Source organism: Methylotuvimicrobium sp. (assembly GCF_050611805.1).
GTDB lineage: Bacteria > Pseudomonadota > Gammaproteobacteria > Methylococcales > Methylomonadaceae > Methylotuvimicrobium.
On the sequence record NZ_JBNGHF010000034.1, the window covers coordinates 20,153 to 42,908 of the forward strand.

Below are 22,756 nucleotides of genomic sequence, written 5' to 3' on the forward strand. Positions count from 1 at the left end.
ATAACTAAGGCAGAACCAGCACCGTAGGGTGCGCATCGCGCACCTTTCCATGGAGCCGAACCCAACGATATATCTGACCCAGGTGCGCGATGCGCACCCTACGTCTGGCGTTTTATAATCAATGAACACCAACAATTTCCAAGATATTTTGAGAATAAAGAAAGCGGGAATACAGAAACTACCTAAATCGGCTTTTTTCGGCAACCTACCCTCACTTCCGAAAATATGGGAATACGGCATTAAATAAGCCGAAATTCAATAAGCCAACGCCATAAGGAATTTTCCGTTCGTCCGGAATCCCTCAACAATGTTCGAAACACGCTTGTTGAAAACCCCGTAACAAACCCGGTAACCAGTCGACCGAAACCCCGCTCCAGTAAACCGAAACGAAATCCTCTGTCATTCAGAACCATTAATGCACATCCTCGTCACCGAACCCGACGATATCGACGCTGATGATGCCGAGCGCCGCCGCGCTGGCCATTTTGTCGGACGCATCCTTACCGGCATCGGCCGAACTATCGACCGCCTGCTGGACGGCAGCCGCCACGTTCCCGACATTACCCAATCCGGCTGCAATACTGCCCGACGATGCCGCCGGAACTCCGACCGATACGCCGCCCACGTCGATGTTGTCGGAACCGACGATCGCTGTCGCGCCGACCGTGACATCCTTACCGCCGACGCCGGCTTCGGATGCGTCGATGATTCCTTGAAATGCGAATAGCAAAGCGTCGCCTTGAGAACCGTCCGGCGCCTGATTCGCGCGGATGCCGCTACCGGCTACCGCAGTCGGTAATTCTACGATCATGTTACCCTTCTCATCGAAGCGAACGATCGGCGGCGGTGCCGCCAAGGCTGTTTTCGCCCCTCGTCCGGCATCGATATCGCCTTCGGTCGAACCGATCACGATATCGCCTCCGCCCAGCGTCATCACCCGAGTCGTGTTGACTTGGAAATCATCGCGTACAAGCGAGTGAACGGCACCTTTTTTGATCGCGACCACACCTAAATCCGATGCATCTTTAGCGCCGCTGGAATTGACAGCCAAACCGGCATTAACGCCTCCATTCGGCGCGTACAAATTGATATCGCCGCCATCGGTCGAGTGTATCTTGCTGAAGAACATCGATATGTCGCCGGTTTGTAGTTTATTTCTCGGTTTACCGAAGGCAGCACTCAAGATACTGCCGGCATCGTTACCGCCGTCAAATACAATGCCATTGACCGAATCGATAGAATATCCATCAACTCCCGCCAAGACAGTCGTGCCGGGAAACAATGCTTCAGTCGCGGCCAACAGCTCTAACTGCGCGGAATCCATTTCAAGTTTATAATTAAAACGCTCATCGTCGTCGCCGGCATTATCGAATCCGTTTTTTGCAACCGAGAACTTATTGCCCTGTACTTTCATCTGATCGTTGAAAGTCGTTCTCAACGCATCCAGAAAGTGCGCATTGAAATGCGCCTGTTCGACCGCCGCCAAAGACTTGAAAGCTTCGGCCGCTAAGTCTCCGGACAAACTGTCATCGCCGGTCAAGCGCCGCATATAGTCGGTCACCGCTTGGCGATAGTTCTCGCCGAAAACGCCGCCGTCATTTAGAAAACCGGCGGCATAGGCGGCAACATCGATGTCCGTTTTAGCCAGCCCGGCAATCACGTCGATACTCGCCCCGTCCTCGGCCAATGCCGGATTGACTTGATTCCCGACCGTGAAGAGACCGTCGGAAGATCCGAGATCGACATTACGGCCCGCAAGAACCGTCAATTGCCCCGGCCCGGAAGTCTCGATCTTTTGCACTCTGTTAGTCAGCGCACCGGTCAATGAATTTCTGGCGATATCGAATTTAATATCCCGTCCTGCAGTTATGACTGATTGAGCGTCATTAAAATTATGTTGAATCTGAAAACTAACATTACGTATATCATTGCCCGACATGACTTCGGCATGCTTTGCTGAAACAAACAGCAAAGGATCCTTACCGATTATATTGCCGGTTCCGGTACTAATTAAAACAGGTTGAACGTCATTAATATGATTAGGAATTGTCGAATAAATCATACTCGGATCGCCTTGACCTGAAATAGTTAAACGTCGCGACAATTCCAAATAATTTTGCGCGGGTATCGACATCGAAGGCAGCAAAGCAGGATCGGTATCGGACATCACAATATTCACAGGATTACCGGTATTGCCCGTGGTAATGTTTTTAGCACCATACAACTCCAGTTGCCCTTGAGCGCTTGGGTACATAATCAAGCTGCCGTCCAACTTAACATCACCACTCAATGCGTAAGCGGACAGCGAAGCGGGATATACTCTCAACGCAGTCAATGCGCCGTTCTGCGCAAAATTAAGTTGATTGAATAAGGAAGTCATGGATGACACATTATTTTTCAGAACCACGTCGCCGGTAATCGATGTCAGACTGACTTGACTGTCGGCACTGTATCTAAAAAACAGATTTTCCTTATCCGTTATTTTCCCCTGCGGTAAAACCATTGGGTCGAGTATCGCTTCCAATGCGATATTTTTTGCAACCGTAACATTCAGTTGCGAATCCCCCAAGGCCAAAACGGGGCTTCTACCTTGATTGGAACCGGCCGTCAAAGAGCCGCCTGCAACGATATCGGCAGTGCCTTTATCGACATAAATCATGCCGCCTGCGATATTGGCGCCTGCATTGATCGAAAGATCGCCGCCGCCGTTGACTTCGACAACATTAGTCAAATAATTGGTATCGAACCCATCGGACGGATCGGCTGGCTGACCGATTTGCTTACCGGTCGTCGGAATCACAACCGACAGATCATTTATATTACGCGCAGCGGTTATCGAAACATTACCGCCGCCCAATGCTCCCACGTTTTGCCTATAATCGGGCGTCAACGGTTTAAACTCGGTTCCGCTAAGACCAATACCCCATGCCGTGGGCCTTTTCTCCGCATTATCTCCACGGGTCCAGTCGCCGGTACGCAACAACCAATCTGTGACCAACTGATTAGTCACCGCACCTTTTATGTCTCGTCCGGCTTTGAAGCTGATATCGCCGCCGTCAATAGGATATTCCGCGTAAAAATCTAAGCCTGTAATAATCGGTTTAAAACCGTAAGGATTCTCATCATCCGGTCTACCGGCGGTATATACGACCGATCGATTATTGCCGTAAGCGATGTCGCGCCCCGCTGTAAAATCGATATCTCCAGTGCCAGTTCGAACTCTGACGTTGTTACCGATTTTGATATCGCCGATACCAACCGTCACGGCTTTACTATTAGCTGCAGCAATTTGAGAGCCGGCCGTGACGTTATAATTCCACGATCTTCCCGACTGCAACATGTCGTCGACCTGAATTTCGAAACCGCTGTCGGCAAAAGGAATCGCACCGGGCGCGAAAGCATCGCTAAGATCCTGCTGCAGCACGATATCGCCCGCGGCTCTTAGTGTTAAATAACCGGGCGTATCGTTCGGTCCATAACGCCAATCGGCCAAATCCCATTTTGACGACAATGCGATATTACCGGCTGACCTGACTTCAATGCCGGGGGCCATTTCAAATCCTGTACCGAACTTGTCATTTATAGAATCGTTAACTGCGACTGCGCTCATATAAGCCGCAGTATCGTTTTTGATGGTATTGATCGCAGTACTGTTTAGATTGCTGTAATTATATATTTCGACTGCTTCGACCGTAACGTTCGAGTCGCCGCTAATCGCACCTTGAGCGATTGCACCGATATTGATGTCATTAGCGCCTAAGCGCTCGGCTCTCAAATGCACCTCACCTTCTTTGCCGCCATTCGCCGATACATCGATTGTTGCGCCGTTTTCTATCACGATACCACCGCCATCGATTGACGAGAACTTGATCTTACCGCCGTGGCCTTGTGGATTAAGGGCTACGGCAGTCAATTCGGCAGTCGACGCCAATGTCAACGCATCGCTCGACGACAAATTGATCGAACCGCCATCCGCAAAGTCGGCATCGAGTTTTCCGGCTATATCGAGCTTACCGTTATCGACAGCTAGATTGATATTTTTCGAGTTGATATGGTCTTGCTGTGCGATCGATAAATTACCTTCTCTCAATCGAATATCAATTGCCCCTGTAAAACCGGATGACGACAACAGCGTGTTAATACCGCTAAACCCCGCATCCGAAAACGAAGCAACATCCAGCATCACGTTTCCGCCAGAAGCCAAATTGCCTCCTAACGCATTGATGGAGCCATTTAATTGCGCTTGTCCTTGAACCGTCGAAACAGTTAGAGCCCCGGCGTCCATGACCGAGGTGATTCCATTTAGCGACAACCGGCTTCCCGAATTCGTAACGACATTTTGTTGATGCGAAATCAGCTCGATACGACCTGCTTGCAAGTGAATAGGATCGCTCAATCCTACCGTAACGACTGTACCGGAAACATCAATATAGCCATTTTCTGCTAAAACAACATCGCCGGTTTTAGCTTCGGCCCTTACAACTCCGCTTCTGAAGAGCAAAGGCGCTTCGATTGCCAGTTCATCTGCTATTAAATTCAGCTCTGCGGCAATACCGAATTTATTCGGCATTTGAACGTCTTGAATTGCAGCAATGGACAAATTATGTCCGCTTGCATCAATCGTCGTTTTAGACCCGGTCGCGCCGGTCAGGTAACCGCTAGTAATCGATAAATCCCCAACAGATGTCAACGAAGAATCACCAACTCCGGTAATTGATTGCTTGCCTGTCAAGTCAACCGAATTAAATCCGGACAATTTGAAAGCCCCCCCGCCTATTTCCATAGAATCGGCTATTAAATAAAGCTCGCCCGAACCCGCTCCGACTACTCCATTGATTGAATTTTTATTTTTCAGCGTTATTGTTTCTGCCGAAACCAATGCCTTTTGGCCATTCATTTGATGCCCGGCCAATCCTGCCGAATCGATGATCAAATTCCCGAATTCAAGCGATGTAAAATTCCCTTCGTTATCGACAATGGAATTACCTTCATCATCAGTTCTGTGTACGTTACCGAAGATATTAACGTTTCCACGACTGTTAAGTGACAATTCATCGACATTCAGACGACTCAATTGCATATTGTTGAGCGATAGTCCGTTTAATGAATTATCCACTTCACCTAAATTGATCGCCTCTGCGCTGATATTTAGGGATTTTCCGGCATCCACCTCACCGCTCATTCGCAATTGCCGAGTAGAGTCGAGAAGCACAGAACCATTTGAAGCAGCAATCGTTGAATCTTGCCCAATAATTAGATCGCCTTTGGCTCCAACTGTGCCGGTTCTATTTTTAACGACTTGATTTCCGACTGAGACTCTCACTAAGGCTCCGTCTCCCGTCGTTTCCAAGATATTTGTTTGCTCCGACGCATTCGCCTCCCCAACGGCGGAAAGTATGGATCTTTCTTTTAATTCCAGCGTATCGGTAGCGGTCAAGATAATTTCAGCGCCCTCCAAAACGGTATCTTCGCTCAATGTTACCGTTTCAGATTTAACATCGATTTTTGTCGTGCCGGTAGCCTTATCGAAGGACCTCGAACCGCCAATTAATAAACTTCCAACTTCTAGGTTATTGAGATCGACGGTTGTCAACTGAACAACTCCACCAACCGAACCGTTGCTTTGATTAACGATCGAAATATTTTCGGCAATGATGTCAACTAAACCGGCTAGACCGCCATTCGAAGCTTCCGCTCGGACGGTTGGCAAATCCAATCGGTTTTTTGCATCGAACAATACATAACCGGCATCCTTCGGTAATCTCGGCATAGCCGTTTCATTGGCAATGGCTTGTTGCGCGAAAAACTCGTTTGCCGTCGTCAAGTTCAATTGCGAACGAGTTAATGCGATACTTCCCAGTTCGACTGCAAATCCCTCACGGCGTTGGGATTGAGCGTTCGTACCCGCAATCGATAAAAAGCCCGACACGACCGGCGCCCCTTCCAGGTTAATCGTTCGAGTACCCGACATCATATCCCTGGTACCCGATTGAGGCGTTATCAGATATGCGCCGGGCAACAAAGCATATCGAGCAGGTAACACGGTGTAATTGCCCGCAGGCAAAGCATCGCTGCCTTCTAAGTAGACAGTAGCGCCTAAATCGATATTGGCCTGCGTGCTAATAAACGGATCAAGCGGAGCATAACCGTTAAATCCCGGTATCACAGCAAACGATTCGCCGGTCGCCAACACGTCCACCGAACCGCCGATACCCGGAATAAATTCATAGGCTAACAAATCTCCGCCCCCGGACAAATCGATCACGGCACCTTCATCTCGTTGAATACGGTCGGATGTTAATGCTATCCGCTTTTCCGGAGCCGACACGATAATATTACGATTACCTACCGGATAAAGCCATTCCAGTCCGCCTTCGGTAACCCCGAACGGTATAATTTCCCCTTCGGCGGATACCGAAGTCATACTCTGCGCACCTAACTTGATGGAATTGTCAGCGTCCAACACAATTTCGCCGAGCGGCGCTTTGATTACGCCATTCTGTTCGATATTCGGGGCTTTGAACGCCAATTTTCCGAAAGCAGACAATACCGGAGCGCCCTCGCCTCTTCCTTTAATAGCGATCGAACCGTTTGGATCACCGATAACGGCCAATTGAAATTGAGACAAGGTAGTTGGATAAATCTGTTTCGCCGTTAAATTCAAGTTCGAGAAAGTTATGAATTCGCCGACAAAATCCATTTGCGTATTAATAATACGCTCGCCCAACAAACGAATATCGTTTGAGGCATTTAGGTTAACCTCGTTGAAACCGGAGGTAAAAGCGCCGCCGTTCAGTTCTATCAAATCGGCATTAACCGTCAACGAAGCGTTTCCACCAGTCGGATTGGCAATGGCCGTACGATGGCGGGTCGATCCTATTTTTACTTGTGCCGCATTCAAAACAACTTGACCTGCGTTCCCCGGATTCGAACTTACCCAACCGAACTTAGGACTATTCATCACCAACGAGCCTTGAATTTTCAAAGCGATATCGTCTTTAAAACGAATTTCATCGTCGGCAAGCACATTTAACGAGGCGAATCCACCGCCGCTCACTTGGTCGGAAGCCAGATAACCTTTTGTAGCCAATTGCGCGGGTAACGCATCGCCTGCTTCGGCAAACGCACCTAACAACACCGGCTGAATTTGCTGCGAAATCTGGAGAACACCCGGTCCGGTCGGAAAATTCAGTATGATGCCTTCACCCTCATCCGGATCTCGACGCGTTGCGTCTAAACCGACCGAAAGCGTAGCTCCTAAAGTACCCGGGGCGTTTCCGCGGCGACCAAGCATCTGCCCTTCCACAAACAAACCTTCGGCAGCCGATATTTCGATTGATCCCCCATGAGAACCGACAGTGATCGGATCATAACTTAAACCAAAGCCGTTGGGATTCAAACGCGGCAAATTCAATGAAGCGGAGGTGCCCGACACATTGATGAACGAACCGCTATTGGTCGCTACGAATCCCCGGGCCGCATCCAATATCACACTTCCGCCGTCGTAAACTTCACCGCCCTGCCTTTCTAATGCATCAACAGTCGTGATTGCGATACCGGAAACATCAATTCGAGCATTTTCACCAAGCCATAATCCCTGTGTCGGTTGATATAACGGATCGGGCAGATTAACTGGAGGAATTATAGACATCAATACATCGCCTCCTCGCGCCGTAATCGAACCGTCGAAAAACAATGACGAATCCGAAATCAGCGAAATACTGCTCAGAGGATCGGCAACGATCTTAGCATTGCTGCCTATCTCCAAATGGCTATTAGGATTAGGATTAATCGAGTGGTTTGAATCCAGCACCAACAAACTCGGCGATCTTTGAATTAACGGCAAGGTCGATACGCGCGAAATCGCGGCAATGCTATCGGCATTACCCGTAGTTATTGCCGCTCCGTCCAAGACCCGATTAACTTGCCGCAAGGTGATGTTTACGCCATCATCGACAACCAGACCGTTGACATTAGACCTAATGATATAGTTGGCAAATCCACCTTGTCCGAAAAAACCTTCTTGTAATTGTAACGGACGTAACCCCTCGGTCTCGTCTTCTCGCTTTCGCCGTATCGCAACCGCATTAGCTTCCAATTCCAGCGTTCCGCCGTTTTTGATTCCGTAAGCATTCAGCGTACCGTCAAGGGTAATGTTGGACCCTATGTTTTCAGCCGCGGCGATCATTCGGACGCTTCCGGCCTCGCCAGCCTCGATCGTACCGTTGGTTTTGAGCCATGCGCCGCCGCTGACATCGATCACGCTGCCGCTCTGCAATGCTATGTCGCCGTTGGCCCTTGCGACAAAATTACCGCCGCCGATCGTCACCGGCATACTATCGATCAAAGCAAACGGCGTTGCCCTATCATTGACCCATTCGCCTTGCAAATCGATCTTCGCGTCTTTGCCGATATTGATGGAGCCGTCCAATCTACCGATCGTTTGCGCATTCAGCGCGGTCGTCAACGACAGATCGGCACCGGCTCCTTTGACATGACCGTTAACGTTAATCGAACCGCCTTGCAAACGAAGACTTCCGCCGTCCGCCAATCCGACGGTGCTATTGCGGGCAATCTCAACCGTGCCATTCGTCAGTATCGATACATCTTGAATTCCGCTTTTTCCGATCATGCCGGATTGAATCGCCAATGCCACATTCAAGCCTTGATCGTTAACCGGAAAAGGATCGTCGAGGTCGACTTCCACTCCGACTCGGTTCTGAGCCGACGATAAAATCACCGACTGAACCACTGCGGACGCTGCTCGCATGTCAATCTGCAATTCGCCGCCATAGGCCTTACTATCTACAGTCCGCTGCAAACGCCCGCTGGCGGTGCCGCCTTTCAACTCGCCTTCGAGTAATGGGTTGGGGCTTTTTATCGTCAAACGTCCGGCGTCATGACCCTCGATATAACCGGCTTCGCGTCTCGCCAATGAAAAAGGTCCGTCTACTTTCCAGACTTTTCTAACGCCCCATTTTTCATACACCTTGACAACTTCCCCGTAAATACCGTCGTACTTAAGAGACGGATGAGCTTCGCTGATATCGAAAATTCTGCCGTTCGAAGTCAGTTTCGTCGTTGTGATGAAGCCGTCCAGATAGGTCACCGCGCCGCCCGAGAAATCGAGCACCGCGTTTTGTTGAACCAAGGTATCGCCTTCCGAACTCAGATTAATTTCGCCCCCCTTCGCCAAACGCTCGCCCAAGGTGCGCTGAATCGCATCGATATCGGGTTGCACATCGGCTATCGGGGATCCTTTTCGGATATCGACCAAAATCGTTTTTCCGAACAAAATGCCATCGCGCTGTAAAGGGGAGTCTTTTAATTGGTTCAAACGTAATTCGACTTCGACGATATTGCTTTCCATCGCCTTCACGGTCGTCGCGATACCGGACACGTCGATCGTTGCGCCGGAATCGACCAAAATACGGCTACTGTTTCGGTTGACGGAATTTTGCAACGGGTTGATAGGGTTTTGTGTCGCTACCATATCGACCCGGCCTCCCGGCACGATGATATCGGCGTCTTTCTTCACATGGATCTTATGCCCCATCGCTTCGATCTTCGACAAAGGCTGAATCTGTTCGTCAATCGCGGTTTCTCCCGTACCGAGCTCCGGCAATACTTCAGTCAAGCTGTTCTCGCCGAAACTGACCGTGGCCGACGTACCTAAACCATCGCCGATATCGGCAGCCCGTGTCGTGCTGGTCGCGCGCATTTCGAAACCGTCCGTCTCAAATACGGAGGCCTTTTCGCGGGCGATCAGCCGGATGCTTCCATTGACATTGATCGACGTCGATGCCGACACTTTCCCGTTTTGGTTGACCGCGAAACCGATCATCGTGACATTGCCGCGCCTTGAGGATATTTCTCCTAAATTGCTGACATCGCCGCCGGTTTCAACCTCGACTAGAAGCCCTCGAACGTCGCTATCGCCGCTCGCCTCCTGCAAATAGACTTTATCGGTGGGATCGGTATTGGGGGGAGCGGTATTGTGGGAAGCGGCGAGTATTACTTGACCGTCGTCCGATTGTATCGAACCCTTATTGGTAATCGTCGGCGCGATGATCAAAATCCGCTCGCCGGTACCGGATTTCACTTGCGCGCCTTCCTCGAGAGTGATCGACGCTCTAATCGAATTGCCGTTCGCATCTTTTGCCAACAACGCTTTTATCGGCTGACCGGCATCGTCAAGAACGGCGTCACCGTTTTGATCTCTGAGGACGAATTCATTGCTTTGAAATGCTGCGGAACCCGAATTGGAAAAAACTTTGGTGATGCCTTGATCGAACACGTCGTCCGAGATATCGAGCGTGGAGGCTACCAAGCCGCGCACGTCGACGCGCGAATCCTTGCCGAATACGAAGCCGTTGCGGTTGACTAGATAAACTTGGCCGTTCGCGGTCAATGCGCCGAGAATTCGGCTCGGGTCGTTTTGGAAAATTTTATTCAGTGCGATCGAGGTGCTCGAAGGCTGTTGAAAATGGACCGAATTCTCCTTGCCTATGTTAAAGCTTTGCCAGTTCAAGATCGCCCGATCGGTCTGCTGATTGATCTGCATGTGATTACCGATCACTTGCCTAGTCGCTTGCCCCATGCTGGCCCAAACCGCGCTCGGCACCGGAAGTTCGGCTTGCACCGGCGACATCGAACCGACCGCCAAGCCGCCGGCGACGGCCAGTTTTACGCAGGCCGCCGACCGTTTGAGACTAAAGCGGTGCGGATTCCGGACGGATGGTTGAATTCGTTTTTTGTTAGCCATGTTCGTTGCCCTCGTTATGTTCTTCCGCCGAAGCGTCGGATACGATTGTCAATCGTCGATAGTGGCAACCCGGCCGTCTCGTCGTTAAAGACCCGTGGCTTTCCGTCCCCGTCTCGCGGCGGGTTTGGCTTTTCCGTCAATTTACCGCATCAATGGCTGTAGCCGCTGGGCTTAAGGCCATTGTTGAATTTCTATAATTTGCGACGTAGGCGTCGCTCCCACAGTGTTTTAAAATTCGGCCGCGACCCTAAAATGCAGCCTCGGATCGCCTCTTTCTATCGTCCCTGCGGCGATAAACGGAAACGCGACATCCAAATTGGCGATCAAATATTTCAAGGCTTGAAACCGAATGCCGAAACCGCCGCTGGCCAGATTAAACTTGCTGTCGGTACCGGCCAACACATCTTTCGACCAACCTCGTCCGGCATCGAAAAAGACCAAGCCTTTAAGATTGTTGACCCATTCCCAGTCCTCGTTCATCGGCAGCAGCCGCGGCGAGTACAATTCGAATGAACCTTGCACGCCGTCGTCCGACAACACTTGCGTCTCGAAATAACCCCGGACGCTTTCATCGCCGCCGATCGAATATTGTTCGTTACTGATGATCGGCGAGTCGGATACTTGCCCCGATAGCCGGGTCATGAACTGCATGCCCCACGGCAGATTGCGTGAATAATCGATGTCGCCGTTGACGATCATGTAATTCGGTTTCGCCTGAAAGCGTTTGTCAGCAAATTCCTGCTCGTCGTTGCCGAGGCCGCGAATCGAAAAATTTAAACCGACGCTGAACGACAACAAGGACTCCTCGCCTCGTAAATTGCCGGCATACTGCACCATGAAAGGCACGTAGGTAATCGGCGTTGTCAACGTATCCGCGCCGATCAGGTTCAAGTCTTCGTCGAACGACTTGTAATCCACGCCCGCCGTCAAGGTATGAAAATAATCGTCCTTTCCGGGCAACGGCATCACCAAGCGCGCTCCGTAAATGTCGCCGATACCGACCACCGACAAGGCTCCCGCGCTGGCTATTTGCGATTCCGAAGACGAACTAACCGCGTATAGAGCCAAGCGGTTTTCGGTATCGAACAACGGCATCACGTAGGTTCCGACCATCACTTCGACTTCTTCCGGTATCTCGGGCGAAACTTGATACATGAACGAGGCGCTATGAAATTTTTGCCACAGATTGTCGTAACGGATCGAACCTATCGTACGCAAGCGGCTGGTATTCGCGACATTGCGCCCGTTGACCTCGACCTTGCCGTGCAGCGGCAATTCGTCGCGGACTTTCAAGTCCACTTCGAGCGTGCCGGGCGTGTCGCCCGCGCGTAAGATCGGCACCACGGTCCGATCCGAGGATTGCTTGCCGAGTTCGGCCAATTGTTCCTGCATTTTCGGCAGATTCGGCACATTGCCTTCGGCCAGCTCCGGCACCTTGGACTTGATGGCGCCCAACGAAAAATAGCGCGAATCTGTCACGCGCAAGCGGGCCACTCTGCCTTCGGTGACTTCCAAATAAACGACGCCGCCGACCACATCCTGCTCGGGTATGTCGACCGACACCGTCTGAAAACCTTGTTTTTGGTAGACTTCTTCAAGCGCGGCGCGCGCTTTTTCCACCGTATCGATATTTTTGTCTTCGCCCAAAAAGGGATAGACCGTGCGTTCGATTTCCTTGCGTTCGAGCAAGGTATTACCCTTGACGCGCAATTCCCATAAATCGAAATGATCGGCGTCCTGGGCAAACGTTGCATGACTTAACAATCCGGCCCATAACACCCATAACAAACGAAACGACAAATCTACCTTCCTATACATAGAGTTTTGTTGGCTTTTACAAACAGGTCAGCCCCCGCGTTGCGGGGGCTGTGATTTTTGCGTCCTTGCCGGCCCCGTTGCAGGACCTATTTCCTTTTCGTCCGTTACAGCAACGGCTTGTTTACCACTGCTGATGGAATCGTTGGAACCACACAGTTATTGATGCCTGCGCCGAGGTCATGGGTATACGGCCAGATTGGCGCATTTTCATTCAGGATGCCGGTAAAGCTCGCATCGGTTGCAAATGGAATGGCCGGCGCCAAATATCCCGACTTACCGAACGGATAGTTCGATTTGACATTCAAAATACTGGCAACAACCGAAGGTTCGCTTGCTTCCGTACGCATCTGTTCGATAATGACTTTAATATCGCCTACCGGTGGTTGTGGACCGCAAGTCGCCAAATGTTCGCCTTCGCAAGCCGGTAATTTGTTGACACCGGGTTTCAACCATTGGTAAGTCATCTCGACCACATCGAAATATTTACCGTTGAAGGCATTAGCCAATGTTGGAGCTACATTGTCGATTCTGACAAATTTATACGGCCATGCTTGATCGGCATTTTTTTCTAGACTTTGTGTGCCTAAGGCCCAAGCTTTTGTGGTCGGTGTAAAAAAGCCTGTGTTAGCGCCCGTGTTGTTGATGCCCAATTCATAATCGTTCAAACACAATTCGACATCGCCGGAACCCGAGTTTTGGATCACGATAGGACCAGTCGATACGTTCGATGATTGCATCGGTTGAGCAGCACCCGAAACGCATGGATTATGCAGGAATTTCGCATATTGTTGCGCACCGGTACCGGAACCGTTGACCCGTTTGCAATAGCGGACGAACTTCGAGCCGCGAGTGGCCGGCAAAGGCGTAACGCCCGGATATTGCGTCAACGGAATGCCGTCGATTTTAAAATCGTCCCATGTTTTGACTGTGCCGCTTATCAACGACGCAACTTGTTGTTTAGTCAAACTTGGGATACATTCTTCGCGGGCATATTCGCCGATCGTACAATCGTTAGGCAATAAGCCTTCGCCTCTTTGCGCGGTTTGCAGCGCGTCATACAAAGCATTATTGACCGGAACGCCGAATATCAACGCAGCTACCGAAACGCTATCCAGATCTTCTGCACTTTCCGGATTGACAGGATTGAAACCGGCCGGAGTATTAACGCCTCTAAACATCTTGGCGTCCACGTCCGAGATACCGATATCGGAATAACGCAATTCCAAATCGCCCGGATTGCTGATGCTGCATAAATAGCGATTCGGGTCGGTATCTGACGGCGACAATGTGCAATTATTGTTAAAGATATTCATCGCTTCCAAGCGCTGTTGATCGATCAGCGGATTGACGCCTTGGGCGGAACCGCCGGCGGAACGTTTGACAAACAACACTTTTTGGCTAGCCGATAAACCGTCGACTTTATCCGGACTCAAGGTACAGAAAAAGGCACGGTAACGATTACCCGGATTCGGACCATCGTTGAAATAGCTATGCAAAGTACCCGCATCACACAAGCTGGTGAACAGGGAGGTGATAGAGTTATCCATTGCAGTGGCACCCGACATGTTGATTCGTAAATCGGGTACATCGCTTGGCGTCCACGCCGAAGCCGTGCCGGAAAAACCGGCAATCAAAGCCGCGCCCAAGGCGGCCGTTACGATATTTTTTTTCATGACCATTCTCTTTATGTAGGTATGAGTGTAAAAAACTCCCGGACCTGCATCCGGGTATGCTTGAATGATTTTCTTATGCTTTACGGCGTTTGGCAGCGATCAAGCCCATCAGACCCGTGCCGAAAAACCATACCGCCGCTGGAACGGGAACCGGCGCGAAATTCAATGAAGCGCTGCCATTTTCAATCGAAAAGTTCCAATCGCCGAGGTAAACCGCCTTCTCTGTCAACTCGAACGTATTGGGATCCATGTCGAAGCCCCACCACCAAAACCCTGTCGATTCGCCTGCTGACGACGAAAGATTACCTGAGAAAGAATTACCAATGTTCGAACCCCAAGTTGTCGGAAAATAACCGCTTTGCCCAGGCGCCGAATAAGAATCTAAATTGACCGCTTTATCGCCGATTTGTTGATTGGTGCCGGTCAATTCGCCCGATCTTGCATTCAATTGGTCGATATGTTGATCAAGTGTTGATGACGAACCTGAAAAACGGTCGAAAGGGCCGACAGTAATTTCATTTTTGGATGTCATTAAAATGCCCAAATAATTCACGCTATCGAAATCGACGAATGAATTGTGAGCCGAGGCAATGTTATAGATCACCCTGTCACCTGGCGAGGTTGCGGCCATAAACTGGCTGAATGCATCGGTGTTGATCGAGTGATTCATTGCTTGCGGATTATCCAAAAAATCAGCATGCCGGATACCTAAATCCATTGCATATGAAATTTGCGCATCCGGATTGTAAACGCTCAGAAAAAGCTCGGAGCCACGCGGATCGTTTTCGAAACCGGTCAATTTAACCCCGGCGATTCTCGCTTGAGCACCTGTCGCAACCAACGCCATCGCGCCGACCGCTAGAGATTTACCTAATAAATTCATAAAAAATATCCTCGTAAAGTCTGTTAACAAAAACCAAACCGGGGTACATGGCCATTCCTAGTAAATGGTCGCGGCCCGGCTATCTCTTGATACTTGATAAGAGACCCGCAGCTTTCCGTCCCCGCCTCGCGGCGAGTTTGGCAACATCTTCACACCCGGCATATCCGGCTAAAACCGGAAACTGCCTATTCCTTGTTAAATCGCTGGCAATCAGTACCGCCCATGTTATGATTGCCTTCGCCGGCCCCACTCCCCCTCGCCGGATCCACTCCGCATCCGCAAAGTTTCAACTTGCGCATATTTTTTCATAGTCATTAGTTCAAAAGTTTTACAGCTTCGTTAAATTTTCATGAAACGTATTACGTTTTAAACAACTAACGCCGTTAATGCGCCGACTGTTTTGAATTGTCGCATTTCTGTCATATTTTTCGTTTATGTTTAAAAGGTTCGACTTGATACGCATATCCATATATCCAAAAACCCATAAACCTAAAAAGATCATTTGAGACTTCACCAAGCCGGTGAAAGTGTTGTAGACCCTTCATGCTTCGACTTAACTCAGCACGAACGGTCTACAACACATGCCAACTTCATCTTTCTAGGATAGAAATACATAACTTTTGCCGTTTTCAAGCCGTTCCGTTGTTAATATTCAGCCACCCGGCAATTATCGTTCCCACGCTGGAGCGTTGGAACGATAGGGGGATGTGAATAACTACGTTCCGTTAGTCAATCCGAAATATTTTTGAATTAGGTATAAGAAATTGAGCGAACTGAAACACATCATTTCACTGCGTATCGAGAACAGTATTCGTAACGCGGTTCAAGCCACCGCTTCGCGGTTTTATGTGCGGGAGTCGGATATTTACCGTTTTGCGATCAACTACATGCTAAAGCGCTTTAAGTGCTTGCATGAAGACGACTTTAGCGGCAGCGATTTGCTACCCCTTATGCTGGACATTCGCGAGGAATTAATTGGCAGCCTATCCTTAAAAAAACATCAGCTCTTCAACATCCTAAACGGCAACAATGTTCACCCGGATAAGTTTGTCGCAATGTCAGATATCGAGTTGCTATTAACGCCGCAACACTTAGTAAAACAACGCTTGCAAAAAATCGACGATAGTCCTCAATCCGATGTCGATACCGAAACCTGGCTGAAGCAATATTTACTTGAGAAATATCAATCGCCGTCGCTTCAGGATAGTTCCGACACGCAAACCCAATCATCGAATTGAAGCCATACCTAAATCATGAATTCGTAGCTCATGGGTTTATGAAAGCTTCCGATCGTTTTGCGCTAACTACTATTTGGAACTAAGCTAATAGCTCCGTAGGGTGCGCATCGCGCACCGTTCCACGGTGCCGAACCGACAAGAGCCCGACCCAGGTGCGCGATGCGCACCCTACACCTAGGCTTAATAGCCTATGAACAACAACAATTTCAAAAATATTATGAGTTTAAAAAGCGGGAAAACAGCAATTAACTACTAAAGCGAAAATGGACATATCTAAAACATAAATTCGTAATCGATTGGTCATCCATACTTACGATCGCTTTGCACAAAGCAATAACTACTATTTGGAACTAAACTAACAGTAACTTTTAGATTCTTCGAGAATTTTATGGATGCTCTATCGGCTATTAACCGCATTTTTCTTAGCCCAATCGACGGCCAGTCCCAAGATGATGAATTATTAGTCGATAAGCTTAGAAATTGGGCCATCCGCTTCGCCGATTGCAATTATTTGCATCCTTGCCTAATTGACGGGCAGCGGTCCTTAGTCTGCGCCAACCACCTTAGTTTAAAAAATCCTAAAGCTTATCAAGCTCTAATCGAGATTGCGCGGCATCATGATATTTTTCTGAAGGAGGATGCCAGAACATTAAGTTCGGCAACGTTTTATGCCGACCGGCGGCAAAAAACGCCGGTTTTTCTTGCTTTGTGCCTCGGCTTTTTGATCGCGACAACCGATACGCGAGCCGAACAGGTCGCCGGCAGGCAAGTGACTGCTGAAATAACGTCACAACTCATCAAACCGTCAAACCGCTTAAATTCGGTTAAAATCCAAAAAGGAAACCACACGATCGTTCGTTTGGTCCGCTCTGCTCCGCCCAAAACCATGCCCATTCAATCCGTCCATGACGCACAATTAAACGTTAAGCCGGATCCGCATGCTCAAGTTCGAATCAGCCGTTTACTGCAGCAAGCATACACCCGCGAACCCGGCGACCCGCCGACTATTCGCGCCGATCTCGATAAAATGGCCCGGTATTATGCAAGCTATCCTGAAGCCATCGGCCTGTTGAAATTACTGGAAGATAAAGAGTTAAAACTTCGTTATCGAAAATATACTTGGCAAACACAAGCCTATGGCAACCAACTGACCGTAACGTCGGCAACGATATTTTTCGATCCGCGCATAGGTGCAAAGCTATGGCTGCATCGCGATTGCAAAAACCACCCGGCTTGCCATATTTCTCCCGCGGACGCACTTTTACACGAGTTGTTGCATGCCAAAATCATGTTACACGACACCGACCGCTTCATCGAAAGCGGCGGAATGAAACCCACGCTTTATTTATTCGACCACGAACACGACGTCATTAAAATGGAAGCGAAGCTGTTCGATGCAATGAACCGTACCGACGGTATGTCCCGGCCTTTGCGCAATCGACACACAGGAAGACTGATCAAAGTCGAATGTTCGATTTGCTTGCCGGAAATATCATTCGTTGCCTCGGCCGATTGAACGTCTCGGCAATGCGCCCTACCGAAACTTACAGCCTCCACCTATAATTCATTCGTAAATTATCTTCCGATAATTCCACTTGCCTTGACTATGCTTGTATAGGCTCTAGCTAGGGTGTCGAAATTTACCGATTTTCAGGTCAGAAAAAATGACTGTTTTATGGGTTTTGAGAAAATAACGGATGCTCTATAACCTATGATCATCAACAATTTCCAAGATAGTTTGAGCGCCGTAGGGTGCGCATCGCGCACCTTTCCACGGTGCCGAACCGACAAGAGCCCGACCCAGGTGCGCGATGCGCACCCTACATCTGATTCTTAATAGCCTATGAACACTAACCATTTCAAAAATATTTTGAGTTAAAAAGCGGGAACCGGCAATTAGCAAAAAATGGCCTTTTTCGACAGCCTAGGCTCTAGCTATGTTCATACAGGCCTCGCTCTACTTCACACTACCGTTTCAACCTAATCCCAACGCTAAACATTCATGAATTCCGGTTTGATTTTGACGGCTATAATTAGCCTTTTTTCCTCAAGTGTTTTAGGACAAGCCTATGATGAAGAAAGGATTTATCGCGATGCGCTCGATGCCGCTCGTAGCGGCCGGATTCAACAGGCATTGGAGCAACTGCAAATTCTACGAACCGAACATCCGAGAACGCTCCGCTATCTTTACGATTATGTTCAAATTTTGTCGTGGACCGACCAATACGAAAAAGTCATCGAGCTTAGCCGTTCCATTGATTTAGATGCCGCCCCAATCTATGTCATCGAGTCCGTTGCAAGCTCAGCCAGAAATTCAGGCGACTTCAAACAGTCGGAAACGCTTTATCGTTCAGTCCTCGAAAGATTTCCCGACCGATTTGAGTCCAAGCTCGGTCTTGGGTTAACGTTGAAACAAAGCGGCGATCATGAGCGGGCCATTATTTATTTAACCGAGCTTTCCGAAGCTTTTCCCGAACGACTCGATATTTTGATCTTTTTGGCTCAGATCCATGAAAACCTGAATAATTTTTCGAATGCCGCTAATCTCTATCGAAAAATTTTATCCATTCAACCGGATCGAGCGGATGCACAAAAAAATTTGGCATTCGCTCTGCAAGCAAACGGTCAATATGAAGACGCACTATCGACGGTCCGACACTATAAAGCCGCTTTTTCCGACGAGGAGTGGGCCGGCTTCCGCTGGGATTATGCAGCCGCGCTGATTAGAAAAAGCGCCGGTATTCCAAGCGGCAAGCCCAACCGTTATCAAGAAATGGATAAGGCAATTTCAGCCGTAGAAGCCAATATCGAATCGATCGCAGGGCTTGAATTGTCCGAACCGCAAATCTGGCTCGATAGAGCCAATTTCGATTTGATGGTCGCTTTGCGCAACCGTAACAAAATGCCGGAGGTTATCGCATTATTCGAACGACTCAAGGAACAAGGTATTGAAATTCCTTCCTATAGTCGAATCGCTGCTGCCGATGCTTATCTTTATACCAGGCAACCTAAACGGGCCCGCGACCTTTATCTTTCTATCATTGAAGATTCGCCCGATAATCGCAATGCCCGAGCTTCATTGATATATGCTTATCTGGAATCGGAACAATTTAAAGAGGCCATTGAGCTAGTGGACAGGCTCAATGAAGAACAACCGGAACCCCTCGAATTTAAAGACGAGCTCGGTCATTCCCGTGTTCGGGATAATCCCGACAAAATTTATCCCGAGATGACAGCCGCCCTAATGAGGGCTTACGCGGATAAACTCTATCAAGGCCAAAGCCGAATGGAAGATTTGTACCGGCGCACGCTCTACAATCCCGATATAGAAGCAAAATTAGCCGACATTTATTACTTTCGAGGTTGGCCGCGCAAAGCATTGCGGCTAATCGAACCGGCACTGGAACGATCGCCGAATCACTTAGGATTGCGTGTCGTGCAAACCAAGGTTTTGCATGAATTAAGAAACTACCCGGCGGAAGAACAAAGCGTACAAGAACTTTACGACACCTTCCCGGACGATACCGGGGTGCAACGGCAGTCGCGATTATGGAATATACATAACGGCTGGGAATTCAAAATGTTCACCGGAGGCGGAGTTAGCGATAACCAAACCAACGATGTCGGCAACCCTAACATCGGCACGGAAGACATGAGTCTAGAGTCTTATTTATATTCAAGTCCGATTGCGCATCATTATCGAGTCTATATCCATAACGCCTGGAAAATGGGTTTATTTCCGCAACCCGAAGGCCGCGGATATTTGAATACGCATGGATTGGGTCTGGAATTCGCCGGAACTAATGTCTTAGCCACCGGCGAAGTCCATTACGATAATTTCGCAAAGAATGCGGTCGGCGTCGGACTCGGTTTAGCTTACGATTTTGACGATCATTGGCGTATTTCCACTTATTTGGACAGTCTCAACAATCGAATCTCTTTACGCGCGTTGACCGCACTTGCCGATGAGAAAGTCGTAACTACGGCAAAATCGGCGCAAGCGAGACTGACTTACCGCTTTCATGAGTCGCGGCAGATGGACTTGGCGGCAAACTATTATCATTTCAGCGACGGCAATAATCGGTACGGTGTCGACGGCGCTTATTACGAACGATGGTATAGCGGACCGTTCTATAAATTCTCGACTTATTTAAATGCCGGCTACTCAACCAATACGCGGCACAGCGGATCGCCTGACAATCCGAATCGGAACGTGAACGCATATTACTTTAACCCGGCACAGGATGCTTCGGTATCGTTGACCCTGGATAACGATTTGTTGACTTATCGTTTTTACGAAACGGCTTTCAATCAACGCCTAGCGGTTTCTATCGGTCAATATTGGCAGCAATATTTCGGCTCCAATCCGGTCGGCAACATTCAGTACGAACATCGTTGGAAAACGGCCGATCGTTTAGAAATCGCGTACGGCGGCATCAGAGGCTATCATTATTACGACGGCAATCTGACTGAAAGCTGGTTTATGTATCTTAATCTTAATGTACGATTCTAGCCATGCGCCGGTTATTTCTGATCATCCAAATCGTGTCGATGACTTTATTCTCGAGATTCGCTCTGGGGGATGGTTCCTTTATCGCGCTTTGTTATCACGATGTACAACCTGAGTGGAACGGTAATCCATACACCATTACACGAGCCCGACTCATCGAACAATTCGCTTGGCTAAAAGAAAATAATTTTCACCCGGTCAGTCTGCAGACACTGATCGAGTCAGGACAAAACAACAAGCAGCTTCCTGAAAACCCTGTGTTGTTAACTTTCGACGACGGTTATGCGAGTGTCCATGACACGGTCTTTCCGATTCTACAGGCTTTCGGTTTTCCTGCTGTCGTCAGTCCGGTGACTGCTTGGCTCGAGACCGATACCAATCAGTCGGTACAATATGGATCGAAGTTGATACCAAGAGAGCATTTTTTAAACTGGAATCAACTCAAAGAAATGCTCGAGTCAGGATTAATAGAAGTCGCCTCGCATAGCCACGATTCGCACCGAGGTATACCGGGCAATCCGCAAGGCAGTATGCAACCGGCCTTAACCACGCGTTTGTTCAAAAAATCCGAACGGCGTTATGAAACGGATGCCGAATTCCAAACTCGCGTATCGAACGATATAGCCGAAAGCGTTCGGATTTTGCGGAATCGCCTTGACCTAAAACCTAAAGCCATTACATGGCCTTACGGCTCTTATAGCCTGGAATCGATCAAACTCGCGGAAAAACAAGGTATTTACGTTTCCCTAACCTTGGACGATAACTGGAATTCCGTTAACGATATGCAACTGGTTCATCGCTATTCGATCGACCATGCACGTAACATGGAAGAATTTAAGGCTCTTTTTCTACGCAATAGAAACGATTCACCGGTTAGATTGGCTCATGTGGACATGGACTATATTTATGACCCCGAACCGTTACAAATTCAGCGTAATCTAGATTTATTACTCGACAGAATTAAAGAAATAGGTGTCAATACGGTCTATCTGCAAGCCTTCTCGGACCCGGACGGAGACGGCAATGCCGATGCGCTTTATTTTCCGAACCGGCATTTACCGATGCGCGCGGATTTGTTTAATTATGTCGCGTGGCAATTGCGCATGAAAACTCGCGTATCGGTCTTCGCTTGGCTTCCGGTTTTGTCGTTCTCGATTAGCGCCCCCAAAGAATGGTGGGTTCATGAATTAAAAAACGGCCGTCCGATTCCGAGTCAAAACAATTACATGCGCCTGTCACCCTATCACCCGGAAGCTCGGCAACTGATCGCCGATATTTATCTAGACTTGGCGAAACAAGCGCATTTCTCGGGAATTTTATTTCATGACGACGCATTTCTTACCGATTTTGAGGATGTTAGCCCGTCGGCATTAGCCCATCTTAAAAACCGAAACCCTTCTGAAAAAACCGAAGCAAAGATAACCGTACTGACCGAATTCACGCATCACCTTACCAATAAAGTCCGGTATTTTCGGCCCGACATCAAAACCGCCCGAAACCTCTATGCCAATGCCGTGCTAAATCCCGAAAGCTCCGAATGGTTCGCGCAATCGCTACCTGACTTTTTGGTTAATTACGATTACACCGCGTTAATGGCCATGCCGTTCATGGAAGAAGCGGAAGAGCCCATGATTTGGTTGGAAACACTCATCGACAAAGTGTCTGAACATCCGCTGGGTTTGAAAAAGACCGTATTCGAACTGCAATCGGTGGATTGGCGTACCCAACAAAAAATTCCGGCATCGATTTTAGCCGACCAAATGCGCCTTTTACAACGGATGAATGCGCTTAATTACGGTTATTATCCCGACGATTTTCATAACAACCATCCGCCGATTTCTCTTCTTAAAGAAATGATGGCTCAATAAC

The 22,756-nt window shown here is 48.9% G+C and carries 8 protein-coding genes and 2 riboswitches; of the genes, 4 read left to right on the forward strand and 4 right to left on the reverse strand.

What is annotated here, in order from left to right; translation table 11 throughout:
* Positions 1 to 412: 412 nt before the first annotated feature.
* The 4 genes from ACRJJO_RS15525 to ACRJJO_RS15540 all read right to left on the reverse strand — a co-directional run bounded on the left by ACRJJO_RS15525 (position 413) and on the right by ACRJJO_RS15540 (position 15,139).
* Positions 413 to 10,765, reverse strand: coding sequence for a filamentous haemagglutinin family protein (locus tag ACRJJO_RS15525; RefSeq protein ID WP_431066582.1), 10,353 nt, complete (start codon positions 10,763 to 10,765; stop codon positions 413 to 415).
* Positions 10,766 to 10,825: 60 nt separating this feature from the next.
* Positions 10,826 to 10,904: riboswitch (cyclic di-GMP riboswitch) on the reverse strand.
* An 89-nt stretch (positions 10,905 to 10,993) separates the two neighbouring features.
* Positions 10,994 to 12,583, reverse strand: coding sequence for a ShlB/FhaC/HecB family hemolysin secretion/activation protein (locus tag ACRJJO_RS15530; RefSeq protein WP_431066583.1), 1,590 nt, complete (start codon positions 12,581 to 12,583; stop codon positions 10,994 to 10,996).
* A gap of 104 nt (positions 12,584 to 12,687) precedes the next feature.
* Positions 12,688 to 14,256, reverse strand: a complete 1,569-nt coding sequence (locus ACRJJO_RS15535; RefSeq protein ID WP_431066584.1) for a hypothetical protein — start codon at positions 14,254 to 14,256, stop codon at positions 12,688 to 12,690.
* Positions 14,257 to 14,329: 73 nt separating this feature from the next.
* Positions 14,330 to 15,139 (reverse strand): hypothetical protein, encoded by an 810-nt coding sequence (locus ACRJJO_RS15540; protein WP_431066585.1) that lies wholly within the window; start codon positions 15,137 to 15,139, stop codon positions 14,330 to 14,332.
* Positions 15,140 to 15,205: 66 nt separating this feature from the next.
* Positions 15,206 to 15,291: riboswitch (cyclic di-GMP riboswitch) on the reverse strand.
* A 612-nt stretch (positions 15,292 to 15,903) separates the two neighbouring features.
* Here ACRJJO_RS15540 and ACRJJO_RS15545 point away from each other — a divergent pair.
* The 4 genes from ACRJJO_RS15545 (at position 15,904) to pgaB (ending at position 22,755) form a co-directional block, all read left to right on the forward strand.
* A complete protein-coding gene (locus tag ACRJJO_RS15545; protein ID WP_431066586.1) occupies positions 15,904 to 16,377 on the forward strand; it encodes a hypothetical protein in 474 nt (157 codons plus the stop codon).
* A 388-nt stretch (positions 16,378 to 16,765) separates the two neighbouring features.
* Positions 16,766 to 17,893: a hypothetical protein gene (locus tag ACRJJO_RS15550; protein WP_431066587.1), complete on the forward strand. Its 1,128-nt coding sequence runs from the start codon at positions 16,766 to 16,768 to the stop codon at positions 17,891 to 17,893.
* 486 nt (positions 17,894 to 18,379) lie between these two features.
* Entirely contained in the window at positions 18,380 to 20,890 is a 2,511-nt protein-coding gene (gene pgaA / locus ACRJJO_RS15555) for a poly-beta-1,6 N-acetyl-D-glucosamine export porin PgaA (RefSeq protein WP_431066588.1), read from the forward strand.
* A gap of 2 nt (positions 20,891 to 20,892) precedes the next feature.
* Positions 20,893 to 22,755 carry a poly-beta-1,6-N-acetyl-D-glucosamine N-deacetylase PgaB gene (gene pgaB / locus ACRJJO_RS15560; RefSeq protein ID WP_431066589.1) on the forward strand — a complete coding sequence of 621 codons (1,863 nt, stop codon included), beginning with the start codon at positions 20,893 to 20,895 and terminating at the stop codon, positions 22,753 to 22,755.
* Position 22,756 lies beyond the last annotated feature (1 nt).